Origin of the sequence: Methanobacterium sp. BRmetb2 (assembly GCA_003491285.1) — an archaeon.
In the GTDB taxonomy this organism is placed as follows: Archaea; Methanobacteriota; Methanobacteria; order Methanobacteriales; family Methanobacteriaceae; genus UBA117.
Genome location: CP022705.1, coordinates 1811345 through 1838236 on the forward strand (window position 1 = coordinate 1811345; position 26892 = coordinate 1838236).

The 26892-nt window shown below is 30.9% G+C and carries 26 protein-coding genes and 1 pseudogene; 12 read left to right on the forward strand and 15 right to left on the reverse strand.

The features are described from left to right. Window positions 1-21 precede the first annotated feature (21 nt). Complete coding sequence (locus CIT01_09085; protein AXV38342.1) at window positions 22-279, reverse strand: hypothetical protein; 258 nt, start codon at window positions 277-279, stop codon at window positions 22-24. 64 nt (window positions 280-343) lie between these two features. Next, a complete protein-coding gene (locus tag CIT01_09090) occupies window positions 344-577 on the reverse strand; it encodes a hypothetical protein (GenBank protein AXV38343.1) in 234 nt (77 codons plus the stop codon). Window positions 578-710: 133 nt separating this feature from the next. Between CIT01_09090 and CIT01_09095 the strand changes: the two genes are divergently transcribed. Then, complete coding sequence (locus CIT01_09095; GenBank protein ID AXV38344.1) at window positions 711-1124, forward strand: hypothetical protein; 414 nt, start codon at window positions 711-713, stop codon at window positions 1122-1124. 445 nt (window positions 1125-1569) lie between these two features. Beyond that, window positions 1570-3501 (forward strand): hypothetical protein, encoded by a 1932-nt coding sequence (locus CIT01_09100; protein ID AXV38345.1) that lies wholly within the window; start codon window positions 1570-1572, stop codon window positions 3499-3501. A gap of 298 nt (window positions 3502-3799) precedes the next feature. On the opposite strand, the gene CIT01_09105 is transcribed toward CIT01_09100, so the two are convergent. From CIT01_09105 to CIT01_09115, 3 genes are read right to left on the reverse strand one after another with little or no spacing between them, the layout of a single operon-like run. Next, a complete protein-coding gene (locus CIT01_09105; protein ID AXV38779.1) occupies window positions 3800-5104 on the reverse strand; it encodes a hypothetical protein in 1305 nt (434 codons plus the stop codon). Window positions 5105-5106: 2 nt separating this feature from the next. After that, a complete protein-coding gene (locus CIT01_09110; protein AXV38346.1) occupies window positions 5107-5352 on the reverse strand; it encodes a hypothetical protein in 246 nt (81 codons plus the stop codon). Further along, window positions 5324-5713: a hypothetical protein gene (locus CIT01_09115; protein AXV38347.1), complete on the reverse strand. Its 390-nt coding sequence runs from the start codon at window positions 5711-5713 to the stop codon at window positions 5324-5326. Before CIT01_09115 ends, CIT01_09110 begins: the two co-directional genes overlap by 29 nt. Before the next feature lie 363 nt (window positions 5714-6076). Between CIT01_09115 and CIT01_09120 the strand changes: the two genes are divergently transcribed. Then, complete coding sequence (locus CIT01_09120; protein ID AXV38348.1) at window positions 6077-6490, forward strand: hypothetical protein; 414 nt, start codon at window positions 6077-6079, stop codon at window positions 6488-6490. Between the two features lie 678 nt (window positions 6491-7168). Next, on the forward strand, window positions 7169-8503 hold the full coding sequence (locus tag CIT01_09125; protein AXV38349.1) for a glutamate dehydrogenase: 1335 nt from the start codon (window positions 7169-7171) through the stop codon (window positions 8501-8503). Window positions 8504-8849: 346 nt separating this feature from the next. Here the strand turns inward: CIT01_09125 and CIT01_09130 are convergent. The 5 genes and pseudogenes from CIT01_09130 to CIT01_09150 all read right to left on the reverse strand — a co-directional run bounded on the left by CIT01_09130 (window position 8850) and on the right by CIT01_09150 (window position 11803). Continuing rightward, window positions 8850-8948 (reverse strand): annotated as a pseudogene (locus CIT01_09130) (hypothetical protein). 1288 nt (window positions 8949-10236) lie between these two features. Then, complete coding sequence (locus tag CIT01_09135) at window positions 10237-10668, reverse strand: hypothetical protein (protein ID AXV38350.1); 432 nt, start codon at window positions 10666-10668, stop codon at window positions 10237-10239. Between the two features lie 21 nt (window positions 10669-10689). Continuing rightward, complete coding sequence (locus CIT01_09140) at window positions 10690-11088, reverse strand: nucleotidyltransferase (protein ID AXV38351.1); 399 nt, start codon at window positions 11086-11088, stop codon at window positions 10690-10692. A 114-nt stretch (window positions 11089-11202) separates the two neighbouring features. After that, window positions 11203-11580, reverse strand: a complete 378-nt coding sequence (locus tag CIT01_09145) for a hypothetical protein (GenBank protein AXV38352.1) — start codon at window positions 11578-11580, stop codon at window positions 11203-11205. Beyond that, window positions 11573-11803, reverse strand: coding sequence for a hypothetical protein (locus tag CIT01_09150; protein ID AXV38353.1), 231 nt, complete (start codon window positions 11801-11803; stop codon window positions 11573-11575). Before CIT01_09150 ends, CIT01_09145 begins: the two co-directional genes overlap by 8 nt. Before the next feature lie 925 nt (window positions 11804-12728). Here CIT01_09150 and CIT01_09155 point away from each other — a divergent pair. From CIT01_09155 to CIT01_09165, 3 genes are all read left to right on the forward strand, one after another. Further along, window positions 12729-13373: a TetR family transcriptional regulator gene (locus tag CIT01_09155; GenBank protein ID AXV38354.1), complete on the forward strand. Its 645-nt coding sequence runs from the start codon at window positions 12729-12731 to the stop codon at window positions 13371-13373. 52 nt (window positions 13374-13425) lie between these two features. Then, the gene (locus CIT01_09160) at window positions 13426-13992 is read left to right on the forward strand and encodes an FMN reductase (GenBank protein AXV38355.1); all 567 of its coding nucleotides are present in this window, start codon (window positions 13426-13428) and stop codon (window positions 13990-13992) included. A 66-nt stretch (window positions 13993-14058) separates the two neighbouring features. Then, a complete protein-coding gene (locus tag CIT01_09165; protein ID AXV38356.1) occupies window positions 14059-14775 on the forward strand; it encodes a hypothetical protein in 717 nt (238 codons plus the stop codon). 67 nt (window positions 14776-14842) lie between these two features. Here the strand turns inward: CIT01_09165 and CIT01_09170 are convergent, their stop codons facing one another. The 3 genes from CIT01_09170 to CIT01_09180 all read right to left on the reverse strand — a co-directional run bounded on the left by CIT01_09170 (window position 14843) and on the right by CIT01_09180 (window position 20513). Continuing rightward, a complete protein-coding gene (locus tag CIT01_09170) occupies window positions 14843-15193 on the reverse strand; it encodes an S-D-lactoylglutathione methylglyoxal lyase (GenBank protein ID AXV38357.1) in 351 nt (116 codons plus the stop codon). Between the two features lie 761 nt (window positions 15194-15954). Beyond that, window positions 15955-18291, reverse strand: a complete 2337-nt coding sequence (locus CIT01_09175) for a hypothetical protein (GenBank protein AXV38358.1) — start codon at window positions 18289-18291, stop codon at window positions 15955-15957. 686 nt (window positions 18292-18977) lie between these two features. Continuing rightward, the gene (locus CIT01_09180; protein AXV38359.1) at window positions 18978-20513 is read right to left on the reverse strand and encodes an MFS transporter; all 1536 of its coding nucleotides are present in this window, start codon (window positions 20511-20513) and stop codon (window positions 18978-18980) included. Between the two features lie 529 nt (window positions 20514-21042). On the opposite strand from CIT01_09180, the gene CIT01_09185 reads away from it, so the two are divergent. Both CIT01_09185 and CIT01_09190 read left to right on the forward strand, forming a co-directional pair. Next, window positions 21043-21570 (forward strand): hypothetical protein, encoded by a 528-nt coding sequence (locus tag CIT01_09185; GenBank protein AXV38360.1) that lies wholly within the window; start codon window positions 21043-21045, stop codon window positions 21568-21570. Window positions 21571-21672: 102 nt separating this feature from the next. Next, window positions 21673-22614, forward strand: a complete 942-nt coding sequence (locus CIT01_09190; protein AXV38361.1) for a pyridoxamine 5'-phosphate oxidase — start codon at window positions 21673-21675, stop codon at window positions 22612-22614. A 214-nt stretch (window positions 22615-22828) separates the two neighbouring features. Here the strand turns inward: CIT01_09190 and CIT01_09195 are convergent, their stop codons facing one another. Then, on the reverse strand, window positions 22829-23035 hold the full coding sequence (locus tag CIT01_09195; GenBank protein ID AXV38362.1) for a hypothetical protein: 207 nt from the start codon (window positions 23033-23035) through the stop codon (window positions 22829-22831). Window positions 23036-23232: 197 nt separating this feature from the next. Next, a complete protein-coding gene (locus tag CIT01_09200) occupies window positions 23233-23493 on the reverse strand; it encodes a hypothetical protein (GenBank protein ID AXV38363.1) in 261 nt (86 codons plus the stop codon). Between the two features lie 485 nt (window positions 23494-23978). Here CIT01_09200 and CIT01_09205 point away from each other — a divergent pair, with 485 nt between their 5' ends. The 3 genes from CIT01_09205 (at window position 23979) to CIT01_09215 (ending at window position 26808) form a co-directional block, all read left to right on the forward strand. Further along, window positions 23979-24539, forward strand: coding sequence for a hypothetical protein (locus CIT01_09205; GenBank protein ID AXV38364.1), 561 nt, complete (start codon window positions 23979-23981; stop codon window positions 24537-24539). A 63-nt stretch (window positions 24540-24602) separates the two neighbouring features. After that, entirely contained in the window at window positions 24603-25619 is a 1017-nt protein-coding gene (locus CIT01_09210) for a daunorubicin ABC transporter ATP-binding protein (GenBank protein AXV38365.1), read from the forward strand. Between the two features lie 4 nt (window positions 25620-25623). Next, window positions 25624-26808, forward strand: coding sequence for a multidrug ABC transporter permease (locus CIT01_09215; GenBank protein AXV38366.1), 1185 nt, complete (start codon window positions 25624-25626; stop codon window positions 26806-26808). The last annotated feature ends 84 nt before the right edge of the window (window positions 26809-26892 follow it).

Below are 26892 nucleotides of genomic sequence, written 5' to 3' on the forward strand. Positions count from 1 at the left end.
TATTAAAATTGAAAATTTGATTTATTTAATTACTCCTAATCGTCCTTCCTGTTCCAGTTCCTCTGTGATTTCACATACCAATTCATAGTCGATTTCCAAGTCTTGTGCCGCTTCATAGTTATAAGCTTCATGGTAACTATGGTAATAACCTAAAACCTCTTTTTTAGCAGTATTATAATCAATATTTCGTATTTTAATTACTTTATTTACTCTCAATTTGTTTTTAACTCCTGCTATCATGAAATAATATTTGTTGAATTTTGTTATATATAATTTCATAAAGCTAACTTTGTAAACATTATTTATTTTTAGCTCTAATAATTACATTATTTTGATAAAAAAATTAAAATTGATTCATTTCATCTTCTAAAGGTTTTATAATCTCTTTAATCTTTTTTGCCTTATTGATGTTAAGATAAATATCTAATCCATGTTTTGTTTTATATGGAACAATTAAACTTTCTTTAATTAAGTTTCTAATAGTTCTTTTTACCAGTTTACAACTATATTTGGGTAATCTTTTGCAAACATAGTTTACAGGGGTATGCTTTTGGTTATAGTAACCTTTGCGGTGCATTGAAAAGAGTATCTCTTTTGAGAGGTCATCATATTCCATAAAATTATTAGTAATTACTATAATAAAAGTATTACTATCGTTATTTCAATACATTTATATTACATTAATGTAAAACTAATTTACAGGCGAGTGCATGTTAACCAAAATTTTCGGAAGTTCTCCCCGAGTTAAGTTAATTGACTATTTAGTGGCCCATCCCTGGGAGGAATTTTCAAAAACTCAACTGGCAGAGGGAGCTCAAATCACAAGACCCACAGTATACAAATTATTATCTTCATTAATCCAAGAAAAACTAGTAATCAAGACAAAAAAGGTTGGCAATATCCAATTATATCAAACCAATAGGAAATCACCTATAATAAAACATATTAGTTCCCTACAGAGCTTGCTTGCTGATATGGAAGTGGACAAACAGAAAAAAAATTCCATTAATGAGCAAACAAATATATCTGAAGCCGAATTAGATGAACTGTTAGGAACAGATGATGATGCCAGCCGTATTCTTAAAACCAAAGAAGTTTTACATGTTTTAAAAGTAAATAAATGAGTTAAATACAACTTAAATTTCATTTTTTATATATAAAAATATATAATCTTTTATAACTAGTTATATACAAAAATATATAATCATTTATAAATAGATGTATTTTCTTAATACAACTTTAAAATCTTCCTTTATTTTCCATAATTTAAGTTGATATTCTGAAATAACCTTTTTTAGTTGTTCTAAACTTTCTAGATCATATGATTCTTCCATAGGACGAAATCGCTTTCTTATATCTAAGACGACTCCATTTTTTGAGAAAGCTACTTTTAATATTGTAAAAAATCAAAAAATTTCTTCAACTTTGAAAATCGGATTAAAACAGTAATCAGTTATTGGATTAGATCATTTTCGTAAATAATTCAATTAAAATATACTTAACAACTTACAAACTTTTTTATTAGTTTATTTTAAAACTAAAAATATAATATCTTTTATGGGGGATTGAATGAAAATTGATAGCATTACTATTAAAAATGTGAAAAGTTTTCGAGATGAAGTTATCATTGATTTTAATAATGATTATAATATTTTAGTTGGCCCAAATGGCGGTGGAAAAAGTAATTTATTGGATATAATCACTGTAATTTTGAGACATTTTATTATTAAAGGGTATAAAATAACTTCTCGCACTGACAAGGGCAGAGAATATAAAGACATATCAGAATATAATTTATTTGGACAAATTAACAATATTTTAGATAAATTCATTGGTAATAACAGTGATTCATGCGTTAAAATTGATTTAGAAGTAAATGATGGGGATATAGAAAACATCAATATTATCAAAAATAACCTTAAAAAATTTGAAGAGATATGGAATAAATACAGAACTAAACCTATATTTGATTTTGAAGGTTTTAAAAGTTTAGATCTAACTATTTTAAAATCAAAACAAATTTTAACTTATGAAATAAAAAATAATTCACTTTCTCCTCCTTCTAATAATAAACCAGAATACATTTATCTACAATATCTAAATTTTTTCAATTTATTTGTTTTATTGGCGAAAGAAATGACTGAAATAGATAAGTTAAATAATATTTATCTTTATTTTTCTCCATATCGGGTGGAAGAACAACAAAATTTACAAGTTAGTTTAGCATCCGAGAATTATTATGGATTATTGGAAAAAGATTTAAGATCAACCTCTAAGACAATATCTTCATCACTTAAGCTTGCAACATTCCACTTCGCTGAAAAAATGAGATTTTATGAAGCAGATGAAGATGAAAAACATTTAGAAAAATGGAAAAAAGATTCAGAAGTTAAATTAGTCGATCATTACTTAGAAAAATTGGGTTATTCTTGGGAAATAGACCTTATAGACCCCAATCGTAATTTATATGAAATAATTTTAACTAAAGATGGAAAAAAATTTAATATAGGACAGGCAAGTTCTGGTGAAAAAGAGATAATTAACTTTTTATTAGGTATTTTTGCATTTAATATTGAAAACGGATTGGTAATAATAGATGAACCTGAATTACACCTTCATCCTAAATGGCAGTCCTTACTTATGGATTTATTCATTGATTTATCAGAGAAAACGGGTAATCAATTCATTCTTTCTACTCACTCGCCCGTTTTTATAAATAATAAAACAATATCGAACATCACTAGGATTTATATGGATAAAAGAGAGAGTAATAAAGTTAAACTTGATGAATCTAAGCTTAAAAATGTTAAAGATTTACTTCACATGATTAATTCTCATAATAATGAAAAAATGTTCTTCGCTGACAAAGTAGTTCTTGTTGAAGGAATTCACGATAGACTTATTTTTGAAAAATTAATCAAATTATTTTCTGAAGATATTTCAGAGGTCATTGATGTCTTAGAAGTTGGAGGAAAACATAATTTAGAGAAATATAGGAAATTTCTTGATAATATAAAAGTAAAAAATTTCATAATAGCGGATTTCGATTATTTATTGGATATTGGAGCTGAGGAAATAAAAGATTTGTTTAAAACATCCCCTAAACAGATTAATAAAGAAGTGATAAATAAAAAATCAAGTAAAGATGGCAAAAGGTTAGTAGAAGAATTGGAAAATGCTATCGATGAAAATGATATTGCTAAACTAAAAGAAGTATGGGAATATATCAAATATCGGCATCGGAAAATTAAGGATGTATTAACTGATGATGAAAAAAAATTGGTAAATAATTTTATTGATAGTAAAATGGCAGAAAATATATTTATTTTAAAAGAAGGTGAATTAGAGGACTATTTACCAGATGGTTATAAAAGTAAGGATTTAGAGAAAATTATAGAGCTTTCAAAAGATGAAAATTTTTTTAAGTGGTGGAATGAAATTAAGAATGATGAAAAGGGAATTGAAATGAGTTCTATTATTTCATTTATAGTAAATGCTTAAAAAATCAATTTTCTAAAGTTTTTTATAAAATATTAATCTTTTTCATTTAATAGAAAGCATCTTTTTTAGGTTTTATGGCTATTTTATTAGTTTATAATGAGTAATATGTTAATAAGGTCCAATTCTTATATTCTACATATGAAGCATATATTCTATAAGTAGTTTACAATCATCTTTGAGGTATACAGTGGTGATGTGTTATGGTAACAAATTTTTGGAATCAGATGTATTTTTATTCAATTCTTCACTTCATTTATTAGATACATTATCACCATACATCTTGAGATATTTCAAGGAATTACATTTCTAATTTGTTTAGTACTTCACTTAATTCAATATGTTTAATTTTAGGATTGGTTAATCGTGCTGATGCGAATTTTGTATCATAACTAGGGCTAATTACTATACCTTTTATAACTTTTCCATTTGACAAGTTTTTCATAACCCATCCCATATAAGCGGATATCTGACCAAAAACTTCTCTAGTTGCTCTTACAACTTTTAATTCGATCACCACATATTCTCCTGTCTTTTTATCTTGAGCTAATATGTCAATAAATCCTCCATCTCCTTCACAGAGTTTTTGTCGCTCAGGATTTTTTAGTTCGTAACCAAGATCTTTCAATATACCTATATTATTGTTCAGTTTTTTTTCAATTTTGATTTCATCAAGTATTTTGTCCATTATTTTCACCCAATCAAATTTATCTAAGAACTTTTTATATTCTGGATTTTTATCAATTAACACATCCGTTAGATGTTTCCAAATATGGTCTTCGATTTTAAAAGATATTCCCTGGAAATTCTTATTATAAGCATTCCACTCATCAAAATAAGGATCACTTTTAATTTCATCAAAAGTAATAGGATTCTCAAATTTATACAAAGGCAGATATTCACATCCATAATGCCAATTTTTTATATTAGATATGTCGTTTATGGGATATGCATCACTTGCTGCTAGGATTAAATATTTAATATCCCTGTAAATAACTCCATTTTTCTTACCAGCCCGGTATAATAATGCTAAATCTCCAGCTCGGGTGTCTTTATGACAAGTCCACCAGCTTGCAGGTTCAATATCTGAAACGTCATACTTATTTTTGGGGTTAAGTGATTCTCTTTCGGTTCCATCTTCTTCTAAGAAATATTCGGGTTTAGTTACCCATTGCCAAAATTGTGGTTCATCTCTAACATTGATAGTTACTTTTCCACCAGTTTTTTCGATCCAATTTAAATACTCATTTATTCTATTGGCTTCGAAGTAAAGATCAGAAATTTTATTGTCCCGAACAGTTTTAACAAATTTTCTGTAAGCCTCTTTAGTTTTATCAATTTTTCCCATAGAGTGAAAAACTTCTCCAATTTCCAATAAACTATCCGCATCATTGGGTTCGATTTTTAAAACTTTATTGAAACATTCAAGTGCTTTTTTGAATTCTTTATTTTCCTTAAAAATTAATCCCTTCTGAAAGAAAGGTGCTTCCCATTCAGGATCTATTTTTATACATTCATCGTAATTTTTTAATGCATCATTTTTATTTTTTAACCTATAAAATGCATATCCTTTACTAAAATAGGCATCTATATGATTTGAATCAATTTTTAGGGCTTTATCAAGAAAATTAATATAGCTGATTTCGGATCATCACGTTCAATAAAAATATTCCCCTTACAATACCATGAATCAGCATTTTCAGAATTTATTTTTATTGAATTATTAAAACAATCCAAAGCTTCGTCAAATCTATCGAGATGATAATAAGCTTTTCCTTTTAAAAAAAGAGCAATATCATCTTCTGGAATTATTTTTAGACTTTTATCAATATTTGATTGCACTATTGTATTGATTCAAATCAAGTAAGTTTAAACCTTTGCAGAATGATAATTGATGGTCATTTGGATTAATCTTCAATGCCTTTGAGAACCATTTATCTGCATTTTTAAAATCATTTAAAAGATTAAAAACCATACCTATCATTTCATATGACTTCAAATTTTTTGGATTTATTTTTATTGCCATTTCAAAGCATTTTATTGATTTATTGAATTTTTCTAGTTTAAATAATGCCATTCCCTTAAAGAAATAAGCATCATAGTTGTTAGGGTTAGTATCTAATTCCATATCTGAAAGATTAATTAATTCTTCGAAATTTTCTGTATCTAATTCTTTCTGGGCTTTTTCAACAAATTCTTTATTTTCTGACTTCATTTTATAACCCCTTCAAATCTATTTATTTTAAAATACGATTTTTATACTTTATTTATTTTTAATTCGTTTTAATTTTGTATGTTTCCCCATGATAGTTGATCATTTACCATGTAACCTTCCTACTTTGCAACACAAATTATTTTTTAGTTTTCAAATTAATCATATAATATATACTTATATATACTATGTATATACATTATATAATAAATAGAAATGATAAGGGGGATGTGGAATTAAAAAGTATTTTGAGAGAGTATTTTTTAATTAAAAAGTAATCATTTATATTTTAGATTCAGGATTTTATTGAAGACTATGTAAATTGAAGGATATTAAAATAAAAATTTAAGAATTTAGGGTGAATTTATGAAAAAACATCTGATTTTAGTCGTATTAGTTCTCGCATTTGTTGTAGCTGTATCTGGATGTACTTCAGACACTCAAAGTGAAACCTATTCTTCAGAAGATAATGCATCAAGTGGTGCTGATTCTTCATCTGGAAATTCAGGTAGTCAACTTAAAATTTTAAGTTCAAATGCCCATAGAGATAGTATTGGAAATTACATAATTGATGGAGAAGTTCAAAATACGGGTAATACTGATTTAAGCTATGTGGAAATTTATGCTACCGGTTATGATAGCAGTGGAAATGTAGTTACAACAGACAATACATATGCAGACATGGATAGTATACCTGCAGGCGGAAAATCGGGATTTAAGGTATACTTAGATGATGAACAAAATCAAATAGTAAAATATGAATTACAAGCTTCAGGTTAATTATTTTTTTTATTTTCTTTTTTTAGTGTATCGAGCTACAACCATTCTAATATTTTTTTAAATTGGTATGTTAGACTATAGTACTATACATAGAGTTCTAGGTCTAAAACTCTAAAAGTATAGAAGTAGGGGTTTAAATGGATAGAAATCTAGAACTCTAGAAGAATAGAATCATAATTTTATTGTTTGATTTACTTCTTGATTTTCCATATAACGAAATATTTTTTCAACTTCGTAATATGCAGATTTAACGAAGTTAGATATTAATATAATTTTATCTCCGGAACCAGGGAAAAACTGGAGAAGAAGGATATTAAAACCACACCCCAAATTTACCATAAAGTTGCTTTGAAAACTATTGGGACGAGTTAAAAAAGGATTTGGGTTTTGATGAAGAATAAGCACTTTTTTTAGCTAAAATCTGTGATGTTTCCCGGTTAAGTTATGTTAATACGACTTTTGCAACCTTGCTGGTGAATTCAAATTATGATTCTGTAAAAAATAAAAAATGCAACTATAATGAATTTTATCAGAATTTAGTAAAGGTAAAGGTAAATAAAAGGTATTATAAAGGAAGAATAAACCCTAAAGATATGGAATTTCTGGTTAACGAAACATTTAATATTTAATTAGCGGTGGAATGTTGATGATTACCATCCAAAATTAGGAGATGAGGATATGACATACGTAGATGATGTATTAGAAGAGCTGAGGAGAAAAAATCCTTATGAAACCGAGTTCATACAGACTGCAACTGAGATTTTAAGATGTCTTAATGTAGTGTTTGAAAGGCATCCTGAATTTCAGGAAGCAAAGATTTTAGAAAGATTTTTAGAACCTGAAAGAGTGGTGATGTTTAGAGTACCATGGGTTGATGATAATGGCGAAGTACAGGTTAATCGAGGTTTTCGTGTTCAGTTCAACAGTGCACTTGGCCCCTATAAAGGAGGGCTTCGTTTTCATGAGTCGGTTAATTTATCGATTCTTAAATTATTAGGATTAGAACAGATTTTAAAAAACAGTCTTACCGGTATGTCAATAGGCGGTGCAAAGGGTGGAAGTGATTTCAATCCAAAAGGCAGATCCGATGCTGAGGTTATGAGATTCTGCCAGAGTTTCATGACTGAACTTAGAAATTATATAGGCCCTGATATTGATGTCCCTGCTGGGGATATTGGTGTGGGTTTAAGAGAAGTGGGGTACCTATTTGGGCAGTATAATAGAATTTCAAAGAGGCATAATTGCGTATTAACTGGAAGTGGAATTGAATATGGTGGATCTCTTGTAAGAAGAGAAGCAACAGGTTATGGCCTTATTTATATATTGGAAGAAGCTTTAAACGCAAGGGGAGAAGTATTGGAAGGTAAAAAGATAATAGTTTCTGGTTCAGGAAATGTGGCCATATATGCAGCTGAAAAGGCCATACAACTTGGAGCAACAGTTATTGCTATGTCTGACTCAAAAGGTTACATTTATGACGAAAATGGAATATCTATCCCATTTGTAAAACATATCAAAGAAGAAGAAAGAAAATGTATCTATGAATACTTAAATGATTTTCCTGATACCCTCTATAAAGAAGGAAGTAAAGGTCTTTGGAATATAAAATGTGATATAGCTCTTCCCTGTGCTACTCAAAATGAGTTAGATGAAGATTCAGCAATAAAACTTATTAATAATGGAGTTAAATATGTTGCAGAAGGAGCAAACAAGCCATCAACACCCGAAGCTACTAAATTATTCTTAAAATCTGGATTAATGTTCTTACCAGGAAAAGCAGCTAATGCTGGAGGAGTTACAACCAGTGTACTAGAAATGGCACAAAGAAGCTCAAATATGCACTGGTCATTTGATGAGGTTGATACCCGATTAAAAAGAAACATGGTTAACATATATAGAAATATTGATAAAATGGCTAAAGAATATGGATTTGAAGGTAACTATGTAGTTGGAGCTAATATTGCAGGATTTATTAAAGTTGCAAAGGCAATGATGGCTCAGGGAATTGTCTAATAACTATATAAGTATATAGTTATGAGTTAGATACTTAAAAATTCACATATAATTTATGACTGGATCAGGCTTGATAGTTGGCATATTACACCGTTATACATCGGCTAGAGATATAATGTGTTCGAAGCAGTTAATAAAGATATTGGACCCTAAACTTTCGCCTTCCTCTGTTCTGCTATCACTCGTATCATTAGTTAGTGGATGGATTCTGAAACTAAAAAAATTAATATTTTTAGTAGTATTTCTGGGGCTTGGTCAGACTTTTTTGCATTACTTTTTGTTTTCCTGAATAAGATTATTAAACGGCTTATAATGCCATTAAACAGTAAAACTGTAATACGCTTGACTAATTCTCTAAATCAAGTAATTGTTTTTTCTTTTTCTCAAATTCTTCTTCAGTAATAGCGCCCATATTCTTTAATTCAGCTAATTTTTTAAGTTCATCTAATGAACTAACTGGATTAGTGGTTTTTTCGGATTTTATGCGTGATTCTTCTATTTTGTCATGGATTAAATTGTATATTGACTCTAATTTTTTATCATTGCTTCTAAAAGAATACTGTATACTAGACATATATAATTGAATTGCAGCCGGTGAAAGAAATTTTCCAGAGTCATAATCAACGCTTGTTATCTGATCATAACGGAGATGTTTTTTACCTCGATCCTTTCCCCTAAAATAACTTTTTTTATGAACTATAATCTCATGATCTGCTATTTCCAAAACACCCTTAATATAATCAACATTACTACCAAAACTAGCTCTTCCAGGCATTGATTCAAAGAAGGTAACATCTATTTTAGGATTTGTGGAAGAAGTAACTTCTCCCACTTTTTTCTTATTATTAGTTTTTACATCTTCATTTTTAGTTGCAGATAAATTTTTAGAATTTATTGTATTATCCTGAATAGAAACTTCTTTTTTTGACTTGGATTGATAATTAATATTCTCAAGAGAATTCCCGCAATTAAGACAAAATTTATTATTATCCTGATTTTCTTCACCACATTGAGGACAATGAACCATTAAAAACACCACTTTTAAGTTATTATTTTTATAATTTTATTGTTGCAATAATTCTAATAATCGGTTCTACTATATATTCTTTATAGCTTCAGGTGGCAGAATAGTGCTAAGCAAAACCATCAAAAATTTTTGTAGTGTAACATTTAACTCCTATTTCTAAGCAGTAGATATATAATGGTGTTGTTATAGCATCATCATAAAAACTGGTACACGTTTCAAAATTACTAACAGAAATAGAGTTTTTTATTAAAATTTTTAGTAAAACTAAGAGATGGATAATCTAATTTTTAGTTAAATTAGAAAAATGGAATTATTTAGAATATTAAGTTACAATACATGTTTCAATAATTGTATAAACACATTATTTTTTTGAATTTATTGAAAATAATGATTTTATTAATCTACTGGAGAGGAACTCTTTTATAACGAATGATCCATATTTCTATTTAAAGAAGTTCAATTAGCTGCCATTACTCCACATACTAAACTATTAGAATCATTAATATTTATCTCAAAAATTTCTAAAAAAAAAGAAAGATAATATTTAAATAATTATTTTAATCTTATACAGTTGAAATATCCTTAAATTCTCTGCGGGGCTAGTAATGCTAAATAATCGCCAAAAAAAAGAATTTTCTAGTTAATAGTAATATTTTGTGCTGTTTTAATATATTTAATTCTTTATGAAAGATTTATTAATTGATTATCAATGATTATTTTTTTTCATAAATTCTTCAATAACCTCTAAAAAATGGTCAAAATAGTCTAAATTATCATTTAATATTTTAAATGCCATATCATCTTCAATTTTACCATACCTATGTACTAATATATTTCTGAAGCCTTTCATAGATTTTAATTTGTCCATAGTTATATCATCAATAACATCTGCTTCATATAAGTTATTTAAGATATCTTCATTATCCACAGGAACCCCTAGTTTCAGATCTGAATTAATGATAGAACATATATCAAAAACATTTTCTATAGCATATTCCATTCTTTTATAGATACCATCTTTAATCAATCCCATTTTTTTAAATTGGGATAATGATGAAGGCAAGTTATCTTTTACGAGTTTGAGACTATCATTTATCTCTGCTATCTTTGTTTTTATTATAACTTTTCTTAATGTCATAATAATTATCCTTTTAACTTTTTAGACAATTGCTTCTTTTCCTATATAATCATATAGATATTTCTTAAATAAATCATATTCTTTAATGGTATCATAGGCTATATCATACAAAAATTTTTTATCAGGTAAATAAACAGGTTCACCCTTTAAAACTTCTTTTTTAACATACAAGGGAAGATTTTCAAATATCTGAATATCATAATAATCTTCAAATAATTCTGAAAGTACCTTATATCTAAAATCTGATGCTTCATCCCGATCTCCTTTATAATAAATACATAGATCAATGTCAGAATCTTCCTTCATCTCTCCACGAGAAGCAGAACCGTGAAGCATTATAAATTTAACATTTTCAAATCCGGGAATGCTTTTAATTTTGATAACAGCATTGTCTATTTTAGCTGATATTTTATTGGACATATAATCTCCTATACTATTTACATATCACTTATTATAAATTTTATTTTATTTTTAGGTTTTTAATTAAATAGTTATTGGAATCTAATAAATTAGAAAAATTTATTTTAAAAAAAATTATGCTGTTGCTAAATCATAATGAGTTTGCATATTTGGTAAATTGATGTCATTCATAGTTTTAGCAGTAATAGGCTTTTCCACTTTTCTATGTCTAACAGGTACTATGAAAGAAGCATTTATACGGATTGAGTCTTCATCTATTTTTATATACATATCCCATTTAATAAGTTTTTTTAGTGAAAATTTACTTACATCTAAAATGGAAGTTGCTTCTACTATTTCTAAAGCAACAGGCCTGTAATTTACATCTAAATCAACTATTATGTTATCTTCAATTTCAATAGATTCCTTATATTTGTAATCATCTTTAATACGAAGGTAAAGAACATCATTTTGTACATCATAATCTTTATCCATCTTAAATGTTTTATCCATTTTTTCGCAACCTTCTTTTTACATTTTGTTCATATGTTGTTACTTTTATAATATTTTCGGGAGAATTTATAATTGCAATTATAATAATCAAGTCATATCCTTTTTTAGTAGGATGGTTATAATGTAATTTAAACTTATTTGAATCTTGCTTTAATATACCTTGGGGCTTTTCATTAAGTAAAGAATTAAGAATCCATTTATAATCTAAATTTCTATCATTCATCTTGTTAAGCGCATGATATGTGACAACAATTTGTTTTTATGAAGTACTTGATAAAGTAAGCATCACTTTATCTAAATCTATATCAGTCATCATCTAATTATTAGAAAGCTGCTGTAATAAAGGTATCGACTCTTATAAGATTAAGAATCTAAAATTTTTAAGTATTTTAGGTTATGAAGTCTTTTTAGAGGATTTCAATTATTTATTTAATAAAACATTTAAATAAATTTTATTTACTATTGGTACAGTAAAGTTAAGGGGTTAAGGAATGTTAATCACTGTTTAAATTCTATAATTATATTTCTTTCATTAAACAAAAACAAAAATTGGTAAAAGTTTCTTATATATTTTCTAACCTAGAAACTTTTTTTACTTCTTAAACTGGAATATTTTATATATTAAGTTAGAAAATCATTATAATTTATATACACCTATTTTTTTTGATTTTATTGAAATTTAATATTATTTAAAAACCACAGTTGAACATGATTTAAGATGTGAAGTTGACTTGTCATCATATCCATCTTCATCTCCCAATACTTCCCACTATTAAATTTTAAAAATATGAGAAAATACCATTTTTAGATAAAGCGGGCTATATGTATTGATCTATTTATCCACATTTTGAAATTTTTTTGTAAATATATTCTGTGACCTTAATAAAAATCGGATATTTACTTAAATTTCAACTTAGTTCCAACTAAAATTAGTAGAAGAGTAGAATAATGATCTTTTAATATTTTATATTTTTTTTGCAGCGAGTAAGTGAATAATTTTTTGTTCTATAGTAATAATTCTTCGATTTTAATAAAAATTTTATTTTCTATCCAAAATCTTTATATACTTCATATGACTACAAGTTATACTACTGACTAATGAGTCAGCATAGTGATCTTTAGTCATATTATATTTGGAGTGAAATCGTATGTCACTTGCAAAATGGAAGGAAAGAGAAAGAGAACAGCGTCAAAACGATATAATCGATGCTGCAAGAAAATTATTAGCTGATAAAGATTTTAACGAAGTTTCAATGGATGAAATAGCAAGAGAAATCGGTCTCGGCAAAAGTACCCTTTATCTATATTTTAAAAATAAAGAATCACTGTACTTTGCCATAGTTCTGCGCGGGATCCGAATTTGGGCTGAAACTGTTAAAAATGAGGTTAAAAAAGGAAAAACTGGTTTAGAAAAGCTAAAATTATATCTAAATGCCAATAGAAATTTCTCCAATGAATATCCTGACTATTTCAGGCTCTTATATTCTCCTACATCTATTAAAAAACAATTTGATATGGATAAAATGAACAGTAGTGAAGAGTTCCAGGAAGTAAAGGAATTATTCAAAGAAATAATGTTCATAGGAATAGATTCGATACAAAAAGCTATTGATGATGGTGAAATCAGGCCAGATGTGGATCCTACCGAAGCAATTATTCTCCTATCAGTAATATACAATGGCATGGCAAATATGGGCGACTGGAGTAAAGAGATATTGGAAAGTAGGGATGTTGATCAACAGAAATTTAGCATAGATATAGGAGATTTATTTCTCCACATTGTAGTAAAATAGAGGTATTTGTTATGGAATTTCAGGATAGTATAAACTGTTTGGAGGGTTATTTATGAAAAAAGTGCTATTATTATGTGCCAGTCCACGGCCAAAGGGTAATACTTATCAAGTTTTAGAAGAATGTGCTAATACAATAGAAAAAGAAGGTTTAGAAGCTGAAATAATATCATTTGTAGGAAAAGATATCAAATCATGCCTGCATTGCAGGAAATGTGAAGAATTGAATGAATGCATAATCAACGATGGAATAAATGATATTATAACTAAAATTAAACAATCTGAAGGTTTTATTGTTGGATCCCCAGTATATTTTGGCACTGCACGTGGCGATATAATGTCGGCCTTGCAGAGAATAGGAATGGTATCTTTTTTTAATCAGAACTTTTTATCATGGAAAGTAGGAGGCCCCATAGCCGTTGCACGCAGAGGTGGCCACACATCTACTATACAGGAAATGCTAATGTTCTTCTTATATAATGATATGATTGTTCCCGGTTCAAATAGCTGGAACATGGTTTTTGGATGGGCTCCTGGCGAGGTTCAGGATGATAAAGAGGGAATGGAAGTTATAAGAAAATTTGGTTTTAATGTAGCTAATTTAATTAAAAAAATTAAGTGAAAAAAATGGATGGATTAAATTTATGCTCACAACATGAGCGTTATTTGGGTTAAAGAGGTTTTAAATATGGATTATAATAAATTGGGGAATAAATTAAATGAACTTCTAAAATTGAAAAATGAACCAGTAGCCATAAAATGGTCTGTAAAAGAGCCAAAGAATGTTGGAAAGGAAGAAGGTAAATCAAGATTCTGCAAAAAACTTGAAAAAGCCATGAACGGCGAAATATTTTATGCTACTATGGAAGAGGAAGAATGTATGGGTGGTGCAAGATATTCTGGACTTAAGGATATGCGCGAATTTCCTGCAAATGTACAAAGCGGTGCATTTATGGTTCCAAAGGGCCTGTACAAGAACATTCCAGCAGTGCAGCGTTCAAGGAAAAATGAAACATACATAAACCCTGGAATTTTTAATGCTGTCGTTTTCGCTCCTTTAAATAAGGCAGAATTTGAACCAGATGTGATATTTATGGTCTGCAATGCCCAACAGGGAATGGAAATACTTCACGCAAATGCCTACGATTCAGGAGAACATGGGCTGGGCGCTGATGCAGTTCCAGTATGCAGTTCCATGGCTGCAGCTCCTTATATGACTGGAAAAGTTACCTATGGGTTTGGTGACGTTGCCGCAAGGAAAAACATGAGTATTAATCAAGAAGACATTATGGTCAGTATTCCTGCAAGTGAATTGTCCCGTATAGTTTCTAATTTAAAGGAGATGCGAACTAAAATGTTCTTTAAGGAAATACCATTAGGTGGAGATGTAGCTACTAACTCATGATATAAAGAGGAAGGCTTATTCTTGCAAATAAGAACTGCAATGAATGGATAGTATTAAAAAATAGGAATTAGTGATGTTGAATTAGTGCTATCTTGGCTCCATTTGGGTCTTCTATGAATGCCAGTAATCCCACTGTTATTTGAATGGGTTCCATTGTGACTTTAGCACCCTTTGCTTTAAGCTCTTTAATTGTGGTGTTTAAATCTTTAACGTCCATTCCTATGGAAAATAGTCCCGGTTCATCTACTGGGTTTTTAATGATTTCTACCATAGTTTCCCCTTCACCTTTCAATAGTGTGATTGTTCCTGCTGGTCCGAGATTGTATTGGCTATCTACCTTAAATCCCATAACTTCAGTGTAAAATCTAATTGACTCATCCATATCCTCAACTATGATGGTAGCATATTTAATTTTCATATTTTATCACCATATAAACATCTATTAACCTGGTTAATAATTTTTTATTTTTAAATTTCATTCTTTCTAGAGATAATTCAAGTATCAAAATTGGAAGTTACTACTCTAAAGAAAAAGATAAAACATTGATTTAAGTTTGAAATCATAAATAATTGTTAATTTATATTATTTATTGAATATAATGTTTTCAAATTTAGTAAGATATGCTATCAAGTTTTGAAAATCCGTTTTTTATGTTTTTCCCACAAAAGCCACTAACTCATCATTATCTTTTATTTTAAAAATCGTTCCATTCATATTTGAATTCCCTTTTAATTCTATTAAATCAATGATTTAATTGTAATCTTATGCTATTTATCTCTTTTTTTAGTCATGTATTCCTAATCTCGACTTCAGTTAGCTACTGTCTAAGATATATCTTCTAATAAAAATAATAACTTTTTTTATTTGGGTTTAACTTAATAAAAATGTAGGTGAACCTTATAATGCTGATTTAACTCAATACTAACATCTTTTTTGCACAATTAATGAATTCAAATTAATTGCCTTTAAATATGATTATTTATATATTTGAATCTGATATGCAACTTAATAATAGTTTAAATACATCATATTTTGAATTAATTAAAATTAATAGTTTTCGTAACCTACTGGTGACAAACATTGGATTTAATGAAGTTCAATATAATCATCAAATAATTAAAAATATTTCAGAAAAAGTGTAATTTTATTTAATTAAAAAGAAAAAAAGAGAAAGGGATCTATTTTTTACTAGTTACTATCCCTCCTAAAACCATTAAAACCGCTAGTAGCAGTGCTGCCATGGGTATTCCTGTGGTTTGCATGCCCACTGTTTTTCCGTGTACTGGTGTTGTTGCTGCGTTTACTGTTAATGTTGCGGTGTCTTGGTCGATTGTAGGGTCGTAGGTGCTGGTTAACAGTTGTGGATTGATGGTGTATGTGCCGGCTTTTATTATTTTTAATTTCAGCTTCATGTATGGGTCTCCTACGGGTACTTTTCCTATGGTCCATGTTATTGTTCTTGTTGTAGGATCGTATTTCCATGTTCCCACATCCACTTTTGCACCGGCAAATTCTAATCCTTCAGGTATAGTGTAGGTCATAACCACGTTCCGTGCAGTGTCTGGGCCTTTGTTACCTACTTTGAGTGTGTAGGTTACAGTGTCACCTACCACAGGGTTATCTTTGCTGGGTGTTATTGTCAAGTATAGGCTGGATTTAGGATTGATGATAACATTTACGTAGACGGTCTCATCATCGGTTGCTGCGTTTACATGGGCTGTGCCGGCGGTTTCATCAGCTGTTAATGTTGTTGTGGCTATTCCGTCGGTGGTGGTTTTTTCTATGGTTTTACATCCAATGCTTCCTTTGTCAGTGTTGAATGTTACTGGTGTGTTGTCGGGTATGTGTCCAATAGCTGGATCTAAGGGTGTCACATTTTCTCCGTCATAGAGATTGTTGAAGCTTACAGTTATAGTACTTTCTTGGCCGTTGTCAATAGTGGTTGGATCAGCAGCAATGGTCATATACAACCAAGGGGTGTTAATTACCGGGATGCCTTGGATTAGTTCATCAAATCTTGGATTATTGCAACCCCACCAGTTGTACATACAATCTGCTTCGGGATTACTATTATAAATTGCATCGGGATCATTAACTACTATTCGACAGTAATTAACTTTAAATGATACTTCCTCAGAAGCATTATAGATTCCTCCACCATGTTTAATGGTAGCATCTCCATTGAGGAAGTTATTATTGTTTTGTATGGTGCTATAGGCGATGGTTAAAGCACCATCGTTATATATTCCTCCACCATATGCACTGCCAGAACTATAGTAGCCATTGGCGTAATTGAAGTTGCCTTGTATGGTGCTATAGGTGATGATTAAATTACCATTGTTGTATATTCCCCCACCACGTGCAAGGGCAGTAGTTTCGTATAAGCCGTCAATGTAGTTGTAGTTGCCTTGTATAATGCTATTGAAAATTATTAGATCACCCTCGTTGTATATTCCTCCACCATAGCCAATGGAATAAGTTCCGAGGTCGCAGCTGTTAGTGATTTGGTTGCCTTGTAGGGTGCTATTATTGATGATTAAAGTACCATTGTTATATATTCCTCCACCATATGAAGCTCCGTCGGTGCCTGTTCTATTGTTGTTTAGTGTACAGTAATTAAGAGTCAATAGTCCCATTTCATTGCATATTCCCCCACCATATGCAGTCCCACCATTTTCCATATCCCATCCGGAAAGCATGTTGTTGTCTAATATACAGTGATTAAGAGTTAAATCTCCCATTTGATTGTATATCCCTCCACCTCGTACAGAATCACCGAATAAATAACCATTTTGTATGGTGAAATTGGTTATGGTGACCGTGCAGCTGTTTATGGTTACAGGTCTACCTCCAAATCTACCAACTCTAGTGTTTAAGCTTTGGCCTACCAAATTAAGATCTTTATTTATAACAATATCTTCGTTGTAGGTTCCGTCTGCTACGTAGACGGTTTTGCCAATATCGACGTTGGTTATTCCATCAGTGATGCTAATGTATGCATTGGGAGCGCTTTTGTTGATGGTTGTTCCATCAGGGAATGTAATCATTTCATCAGGGTTGGTTGCCCATCCTCCATATACATAGGTGTCTCCTACTCCTAATGTGAAATCTGCTGTGGCGTAGACCGTGTTTTCTGTTCCTGGATTTATGGTGATGTTTTTGCTCTGTGGGTTGTGTCCGGTTGAGGTGGCTGTTACTTTAAAATCTGTATAGTTTGTTTGGAAATTTAGGATGTATTGGCCTGCACTATTAGTATTAATGGTGGCCAGTATTTCATCTTCATGTGTAACAGTAACTGTAGCACCAGCAAATGGTGTTTCATCAGAACACTTTAAGACCTGGCCAGTAATAGTAACATCCACTCCTGTATCTTCAGCAGGTGTTTCTTGAGACCCTGTGGTTGAAGGATTATCTGGTGCTGCAGGAGTATCATCTACTGTTTCGGCTGCAACTGCTCCAGCAAAACAAAGAGCAAGAATAAGAATACTTGTAGTTAAAATAATATGTTTTTTCACGCTTTTTTCACCCCCTTTTACAGCTATTTTATAATATAATGATCTGAAAAATTAACTGATTATCCACAGGAAAATAACTGAATTTTTAAAAAAGATGGTCAAAGTACAGCTTTAAAACTGAAAATAGTCACATTGACGTGGAATTTTAATCCACTAACTGAAATTTATGTTGTAGTATATAATTATTCCCATATATTAAATTTTTCTTTTATTTGTGACATTAGTCACAGGTATCAATATTAAAGAATTTTGTATCTTTAGTCTACCATTTATAACATATTTGTTTTTATATTACTTTTTTATAGTCTTATAAAACGATTAAAAGAAATATGGAGATATTATTTAAATATTTTATAAAATTTGAAGTTATTTAATAAAAAAGAATAAATTAAAATAAGAGACAATAAAAAAGTTAATGAATTTAAATTACTGAAAAAAGAGGAATATTAATTTTTTCGTGCTTGTATTCAATCTAAAATTATTAAATACCATTATTAGCGTTGTAAATTGAATTCAAGTACTTCGTATGGGCACGGTCGTACAATGTACATGAATAAGTGTTTGTGGGATTATTTCCAATAACAAATATTGTACTTTTCCCATAAATTATTGAAAAATTAGAATAATAATAAATTTTTCTTTCCCACAATTACTATTTAACAGTTAAATAAAAGACGTATATTAGGTTAAGGGGGCTGATATTTAGTCTTAGGGAGGAAAAAACTCGTAATAAATCCTAAAACAAGAATTAATGATAACGTAGTAAATGTTTGCTTCATTGCCGAGCTTATTGTTGAATCAATTATCTGGGTAGCCTGTGGCACGAGTTCAGAGGGTATTGGGGGTTTACCCGTCTGCATCTTTTCCACATAATTAAAAAGACTGTCCTGAATCTCTTTGGTGGTCATATTCTCAGCCACACCCGATGACTCTATACCTGCTGTAAGACCTCCAAATATTCCAATCAAAAGTAAAACACCAATTAAAGCAGTTCCTAATGAATATCCTAAATTTTTAAAGGAATTAAATAAGCCAGAAGCATCAGTTTCCTGGTCACTTCTAGCAGCAGACATGGTTAGATTAGTTAACTGTGATAGTAAAAGGCCAACTCCTACTCCAAAGACTATGGTTCCAGGTATAATATCCATCATTTGAGTGTTCACATTAAAAACCCCAGATAGGATGAATGTTCCTACTGCAGAGATTAGAAAACCAATCATCAATATATATTTAGATTCTAAAACTGATGATAATCTCGCTCCAATTATTGAAAACACAAGAATGGTGATGGATGCTGGGAAAAGGGTTAAACCTGTATCAAATGCATTCAGTTTGGTGACCTGCTGCAGGAATACCGGTATGATGAAAAGAAAACCGGCCAGAGGAATTTGAGATATAATGGAGTTAATATTACCCAATCCAAACAGACGATTTTTAAGAAGAGATATGTCGGTCAACGGTTCTAAACCTTTATTAATTCTTCTTCTCTGCCATAATAGGAATACAATGAATATAATCGAACCAGAAACAATCAGAGTCAAAACGTATTCCCAGAATTGTGGTTTTGTCAGCAGTAAAATGCCTAAAACGATTAATACAAGTGACACGATTGAAAGCAGCGCCCCTACAATGTCTAAATCTTTCCATTTCAGGGTTGGTTTTGATTCTGTCAAGTAGTGTCTGAATATTAATATGGCTGCAATAAATAGCAGTTCAGATCCAAATACCAATCGCCATGAAAGGTAAGTGGTGAAAATTCCCCCTATTATAGGGCCTATGGCTGCACCCATTGCTGCAATTCCTCCCCAAATTCCAAAGGCGGTGATTCTATCCTTACCTTCATAACTAGAAGCTACAAGTGTAGTGGTTGCAGGAAACATCATAGCAGCACCAATACCCTCTAAAACAGCCCATCCTATAAGGAGCATACCTGCATTCATACTAAGAGTTGCAATTGTTGTTCCCGACCCATAAATCAATAGACCTAAAATAAAAGTTTTCTTTCTACCAAGAATATCCTGAAGTTTACTGCCTAAAAGCATGAATGAGGCTATTATGAGAGCATATAATGCAATAATTGCCTGAATAACAGATAAAGTAGTATTTAAGTCCACTACTAGATTGGTTATTGCAACGTTCATTGCCGATGAATCTAGAACAATTATGAAAATTGCTAAACAAGCAACTAAAACTGTACCCCATTTATATTGATTTCCAGCCATAAATTATAACTCCTATTATTATAATTAATAAATGAAAATTTAAGGATGTTTATTCAAATATTAAGTTATAGTTTGTTTTGAGGGTAAACCCTATAACAATTTAGCTAATTTTAACCGTTTACTTCCCAATATCTTTATCTATTTTTCCAAATTCTTTGTATTTAATTTATAATATTAATTATTAAATAATTATCTATTTTTAATCTTCGATTAAGTTTAAATATGTGCTTTTTTGAAATAAAATATATAAAAGATTAAATCAAGGCAAATATGTGTGTTTTATGACACATATCAACCATATTTTAGAATTTTACTTAATTCCCATTATTTTATTTATTAACATCACCTTCTAGTAGAATTACCATAATATTTTTTAGGAATATGATTATTATTTCAGAGTTTAGAAAAGTGGGAGTCAAAACAAAGGATTTAGATAAGTCTATTCAATATTAGGATTAAAGATAAGCTTATTAATTAAGTGTCACATATTTTAAACAAGATGAAATTATTATAATCTGGAGAATTTAGTATGAGTGAACAAAAAAATGTTTTAATAGGAATTTTGGGAATTTTATTGGGTTTAATGGTAATTATATTTCCTTTGATCAGTGTTTTCACGGTTAATGCCATAGCTGGTGTTGGAATAATATTTTTGGGAATATGGTTGATTGCACATGGCTTTAAATCAGGAAGTCTGGCTGTAGGAGTAGCTTCCCTAATACTGGCTTTATTTGCCATAATGTTAGGAATAGTTTTCATTGCAGATATAAAAGCATTTGAATTCTTTTCATTACTGGCTCTTTATCTGGTTGGTTTATTCCTGGGTCTGGCTGGTTTAACATCATTATTTTCAGGCAGAGGACTGAAAGAAAAAACAATTGGATTATTAGGAATTTTAATTGGTATCCTCTTTGTAATAATAGGTTCTTATGTTAACCATCCAGTAGTATTAGCCGTGATCATCGGCGCATTCCTCATTATAGCTGGTATTATGGAAATCTTTGACATGTTTGGAGAAAGTAAGCCAGAAATGTCTGCCGGTGAATTAAAAGACTAAAATAATGAAATTCCATCCGATGAAGAAGTTAATTCTGTGCAAGAAAATGTAAAAGGATTTTTAAGGCAGTTGTCCTAGTTAATCATAAAAGGAAACTTTTTTATGCAAAAAACTGTGATAGTTTATGAGAGTGAGTATGGAACTACTGAGAAGATTGCTAAATACTTATCTTTGGTTTTAGGTCCGGCAAAATATTGTAAAACCGCCGATTTTAGTGATAATTATAAGGATTTTGACTTCATAATTATTGGTTCTCCTATATACAGTGGAAAAATCCTGCCTAAGATAACTGAATTTATTGAAGAAAACATTAACTGGTTAAAAAAGAAGAATGTTTCTCTATTTTGTACCTGTATAAATATTGAGGATGGGAATGAAAATTTAATCGCGCTTGAGAAAATTTTAGGAAATGTAATAACTAAAAGAGCTCTAGGCGGAATATTAAAACTTGATAGGCTAAAAGAGAATGATTCTCAATTATTAAAGGAATTCAGTGAAAAACTTGGCTTTAAATTAGGGGATATGGATAAATTTAAACTGGAAGATGTGGTGAACTATGCGCTGGAGTTAAAATTGATAAAAGATGATCTTATACCAAAAATGCCAGTTACAGATTTAAAAAATATCTTAGAAGAATTTTTAACCAACCACAACACATGTACACTTTCCACATCTCATAAACAAAGGGTAAGATCAACGCCTATTGAATACAACTATAATAATGGATATATCTACCTTTTAAGCGAAGGTGGGGAAAAATTTGCCAATATTCTACTGAATAAAGATGTTTCTGTCGCTGTATATGAGGACTACACCAACATGGATAATTTAGCTGGTATGCAGATATCTGGCACTGCATCAGTGGTTGAAAATAAAGAAGAATACAAGAATATAATCGCCATGAAGGGTTTAAATTTAAATTTCATCAAAAAAATGCCGGTAAACATGAATATAATAAAAATAAAAATAAAAAAAATCGAATTTCTATATTCCAAATTCAAAAAAATGGGCTATGAACCCAAACAGATTATCCAATTCGATTGAAAATATAATTAAATATTTAAATTTTCTTTCATCTCTTACTATTCAATTTAGACTGCCTAAAACTATCAGCCCTTAATGTTTCGCCTTTACGCTTGGGCCTTAAAAAATTCCTTTGGGCAGCTATTAAATTAGGCAATTTTTTAAAATTGATTTTTTTTAAAATTGATTAAAATCTAATTTTATTTATGATGATCTATTTCTATGAATCATTGCTCTATTTTATAGAGATACATTCCCAAGGTTGAGATTCCGTGTCAATAGTGGCGAATAAATCTTTTTCTACATCCTGGAATAAATCCTCACAAGTGAATTTTAAATCTGCAGATTTTTTAACGGGATATATTCTGCCTCTTGCACTTTTAACAATTATATCGCCCTCTCGACTTATGCCCACCACTAATTGATTTATTTCTTTTGCCATATTTTCAACCTTCATTTTCAAATTTATGATTATATATTAATGAATATTATCTAAACATTTCATTATAATTAAAATCTTAAAAAACTATAGTGACTATTGTATTAAAGATGGATATAATCCATCCCCATTTAGAGCCATTTTTCTATTTTTCAAAATTCTAATCTGATTTATTCTTTGTTTTTAATAGCCATTATTCATTACCAATTTTCAATGACTTCCTCATCTGACAGCCATTGCTGTTTTAAATATTCAACTTGGCTAACTAGATCGTCCTTATTTTGACCATACAGTTCTATTTTTGCTTCCACACTTCCGCTGTCAGCATCAATGAGGTTTACTTCTACGTAGCAACTATCAGGATTCATTTCATCTTCAAGGTAAGTGAAATTTTCAACCCGTATCTCTTTGTCCCTGATCATTGATGTTAATTGTACAAAACTACATATTTTATTATCCATACTACCATCTCAACTTTTTTAAGTTATTCAAATGTTACCAGTTAATTAATTAATTAATTTAGTTTTTGATAAACTGTCATGTTTTTTGAACGAAAAATAATTTCTTATTTTTTCAATCTTTATTTAGTGGAATGACCTTTGCAACTAGTTCGCCATAAATATATTGATTTATTAAACACAAAATAATATTTTAATTATTCAAACTCAAATTGCATTGGTTATTCTAGGAAGAAACTAATCGTAATACTTCATTTTTAACTTATTAATTTGGAAAAATACACATCAAGTTAACCAAATCCCAATACCACAAACTATTTATATAAGTTTTCCGATAATATTGGTTAGTCGATATCGATAGATCGATATTCTTGATATGAATTCTATTTAAAATTCTTAAAAATTAATTTAGAAGAATTATAAACTGTATTTAATATCAAGTTCTCGATATTAATATTGCTCATACGATTTGGAGGTAAGAATTCCATATGTTGGATAACTTATTTAAAAATATTCATGAAGAATTTCATGAAAAAATAGAAGAAATGCAAAAATCTAAAGGCCTGAGAATCTGGATACTCCACATCCTGGATCAGCATGGGCCTAAAAATGGTGTGGAGATCATGGATGCAGTCCAAGCACATCATGAAAATATACATCGAATACTTCAAAAAGATGACATAAACCATAAACATCATAGGGGTCACATCCACTCTAAACGGCCTTCACCAGGTTCAGTATATCCCATGCTCAAGAAAATGGTGGATGAAGGTTTGATAGTCAAAAGAGAAGATGGAAGATATGACTTAACCGAAAAAGGACAGAAAATTATTCATAAATTATTTGGATTTGGCCACCCCTTTTCCCGATCACATGAAAAACGAATGGATCGTGGAACATTCGCAATAGAAAGCGTGTTAACAGAAATCGATGGTTATATTTCCTATTTAGAGGATGTCAAGAGAGAAAAATTGATCCTACATACAAAATTAATAGACGAACTTAACGAAAGATTCAAAAAGATAAGAGAATCACTTCAAGAGGAGTAAACAAGTCAACTCAGTTTTCAAGTGTATTTCAAAATAAATGCATAAAATTTAGGTGAAAAAATTATGACAGAACAAGCTATTGAGTTAAATAATCTCACCAAAAAATTCGGTGATTTTACAGCGGTGGATGATCTATCGCTTGAGGTAGAACACGGAGAGATATTTGGCTTTTTAGGTCCAAACGGCGCAGGTAAAAGTACCACCATACGAATGCTCTGTACCCTGGCCCAACCTACATCCGGCTCAGCTAAAGTAGCCGGCTACGACTTAATTAAAGATTCTGCCAAAGTCCGCGAGAACATAGGACTTGTGGCAGAAAAGATGATTATGTATGATAAACTTACCGCGGCAGAAAATCTCCGGTTCTTCGGGAAGCTCTATGCTATACCAAAACAAAAGCTGGAGGAAAAAATAGATGAGCTGCTTGAGCTGGTTAACATGCAGGTATGGAAAAATACGCAGATCAGTAAGTTTTCCACGGGTATGAAACAACGAATTAATGTTATCCGAGCGTTGCTTCCAGAGCCCAATGTACTATTCATGGATGAGCCCACACTGGGCCTAGATCCACAGACCACATTTTCTATAAGGGATATTACCAAAGATATCAACAAGAGCGGAGTCACAGTTATATTAACCACGCATGCTATGGCAGAGGCAGAAGCGCTGAGTGATCGCGTTGCAATCATTGATCACGGTAAGGTTGCTGCTTTAGACACACCTCAGAATCTGAAAAATAGGATAGCAGACAGTGATACTACTGTATTTGGCATAAAAATTACAAATCTGACATCTGAGTTGATGAAAAAGATTGATGCACTTGTTTGTGTGGCTGCTGTGGCCCAACAGGATCACTACAACCTGAAGATCAGTGCTAAGGGTACAGATGCTCTTAATCAGATCATTGATGCTATTCGTCGTGAAGGTGGTAAAATTGCCTCTATAACCAACAGCAATGAATCCACACTGGAAGATGTTTTCCTGGCTGTTACAGGTAAGGAAATGCGTGATCAAGCCAGTGAAAAATCAGCTCCTGTGCATCATGGGCATGGACCAGAACCTAAAGCAAGAGTAAGGTGATATCATGGATGTCGTGAAAATATTAAAAGACAGCTACCATGTAATGGCTAAGGACATGTTGGAACTCAAACGCAACCGAATGTCGCTGGCAACACTGTTTATTATGCCTTTATTATTCCTGGTCATGTTTGGTTTCATTTTCCCCAGCGGTAACACGCAACAGAACATGCCCATGGGGTTGGTCAATCTCGATCAGGGTCAGGGAAGTAATGAATTCATAGCTCAGTTGGAGGCCATGAATAAAAATACCAGTTATATGGAGTTTAAAAATTATTCCAGCATAGATGATGCTAAGACTGCAATTAACAAGGGAAAGATATATGGTGTATTTATTATAACTCCTGGATTCTCTGATAATCTAACGAATGGAAAATCTGCCGATTTTACGGTATATGTTGATAACAGCAACCCTCAAAGTTCCATGCAAATTCAACAGGTATTATCCAGCACAGTAAGTGGCATGAATGATATGAAGGCCGAGGCTAATATAGTAGATCTCAGTAAGGCAACAAATCAGCCCGTTAATCCCCAGGCCATGATTTTCCCTTACATCCTTAACGTTCAAACCACAATACCAGGACAAACAAATTACTTCAACTTCCTGGCACCGGGATTGATGATCATGATCGTGATGATGAGTGTCATGACTGGTATTCCGGAAGCTATCTCTAAAGAGAAGGAAATGGGCACCTTTGATGGAATGTTATCAGCACCAATCAGTCAACTCTCTGTTATCGTTGGTAAAACTGCAGCACTGTGCACCAGAGGTTTAATCCAATGCGTAATAATACTTGCAATTGCTATAGTTCTCTTTGGAGTTACCATTCAAGGAAGCATCCTGCTGGCATTCTTTATGCTCCTTCTAGGCATATTCAGCTTCATAGGAATAGGAATACTTGCCATTTCCCTGTCTGGAGATCAGGCCTCAAGTACCATGATTGTGAACCTGTTGATGTTTCCTATGATGTTCTTGGGAGGTGTTTTCTACCCGATTCAACAGATGCCATGGTTTATGCAGGCTATTTCGCAGGTAATCCCGTTGACTTATGCTGCTGATGCAATGCGTAAGATAATGCTTTTAAATGCGGGTGTTGGAGATGTAATGACTCAGATACTTATACTGGTAGCTTTTGGAGTTGTTACAATGGCTATTGCAGTGCCGCTCTTCAGGAGATCCATGACCAGATAGATAAATGAATCTAACAAAACAAGATTGGATGATTAAAAACTTATTGATTTGTAATAGTGGATTTTATTCCACTATTCCATAAAT

Coding starts and splice junctions, on each gene's coding strand:
- CIT01_09085 (AXV38342.1), bottom strand. CDS start 279: ATGAAATTATATATAACAAAATTCAACAAATATTATTTCATGATAGCA.
- CIT01_09090 (AXV38343.1), bottom strand. CDS start 577: ATGCACCGCAAAGGTTACTATAACCAAAAGCATACCCCTGTAAACTAT.
- CIT01_09095 (AXV38344.1), top strand. CDS start 711: ATGTTAACCAAAATTTTCGGAAGTTCTCCCCGAGTTAAGTTAATTGAC.
- CIT01_09100 (AXV38345.1), top strand. CDS start 1,570: ATGAAAATTGATAGCATTACTATTAAAAATGTGAAAAGTTTTCGAGAT.
- CIT01_09115 (AXV38347.1), bottom strand. CDS start 5,713: ATGAAGTCAGAAAATAAAGAATTTGTTGAAAAAGCCCAGAAAGAATTA.
- CIT01_09120 (AXV38348.1), top strand. CDS start 6,077: ATGAAAAAACATCTGATTTTAGTCGTATTAGTTCTCGCATTTGTTGTA.
- CIT01_09125 (AXV38349.1), top strand. CDS start 7,169: ATGACATACGTAGATGATGTATTAGAAGAGCTGAGGAGAAAAAATCCT.
- CIT01_09135 (AXV38350.1), bottom strand. CDS start 10,668: ATGACATTAAGAAAAGTTATAATAAAAACAAAGATAGCAGAGATAAAT.
- CIT01_09140 (AXV38351.1), bottom strand. CDS start 11,088: ATGTCCAATAAAATATCAGCTAAAATAGACAATGCTGTTATCAAAATT.
- CIT01_09145 (AXV38352.1), bottom strand. CDS start 11,580: ATGGATAAAACATTTAAGATGGATAAAGATTATGATGTACAAAATGAT.
- CIT01_09150 (AXV38353.1), bottom strand. CDS start 11,803: ATGAATGATAGAAATTTAGATTATAAATGGATTCTTAATTCTTTACTT.
- CIT01_09155 (AXV38354.1), top strand. CDS start 12,729: ATGTCACTTGCAAAATGGAAGGAAAGAGAAAGAGAACAGCGTCAAAAC.
- CIT01_09160 (AXV38355.1), top strand. CDS start 13,426: ATGAAAAAAGTGCTATTATTATGTGCCAGTCCACGGCCAAAGGGTAAT.
- CIT01_09165 (AXV38356.1), top strand. CDS start 14,059: ATGGATTATAATAAATTGGGGAATAAATTAAATGAACTTCTAAAATTG.
- CIT01_09170 (AXV38357.1), bottom strand. CDS start 15,193: ATGAAAATTAAATATGCTACCATCATAGTTGAGGATATGGATGAGTCA.
- CIT01_09180 (AXV38359.1), bottom strand. CDS start 20,513: ATGGCTGGAAATCAATATAAATGGGGTACAGTTTTAGTTGCTTGTTTA.
- CIT01_09185 (AXV38360.1), top strand. CDS start 21,043: ATGAGTGAACAAAAAAATGTTTTAATAGGAATTTTGGGAATTTTATTG.
- CIT01_09190 (AXV38361.1), top strand. CDS start 21,673: ATGCAAAAAACTGTGATAGTTTATGAGAGTGAGTATGGAACTACTGAG.
- CIT01_09195 (AXV38362.1), bottom strand. CDS start 23,035: ATGGCAAAAGAAATAAATCAATTAGTGGTGGGCATAAGTCGAGAGGGC.
- CIT01_09200 (AXV38363.1), bottom strand. CDS start 23,493: ATGGATAATAAAATATGTAGTTTTGTACAATTAACATCAATGATCAGG.
- CIT01_09205 (AXV38364.1), top strand. CDS start 23,979: ATGTTGGATAACTTATTTAAAAATATTCATGAAGAATTTCATGAAAAA.
- CIT01_09210 (AXV38365.1), top strand. CDS start 24,603: ATGACAGAACAAGCTATTGAGTTAAATAATCTCACCAAAAAATTCGGT.
- CIT01_09215 (AXV38366.1), top strand. CDS start 25,624: ATGGATGTCGTGAAAATATTAAAAGACAGCTACCATGTAATGGCTAAG.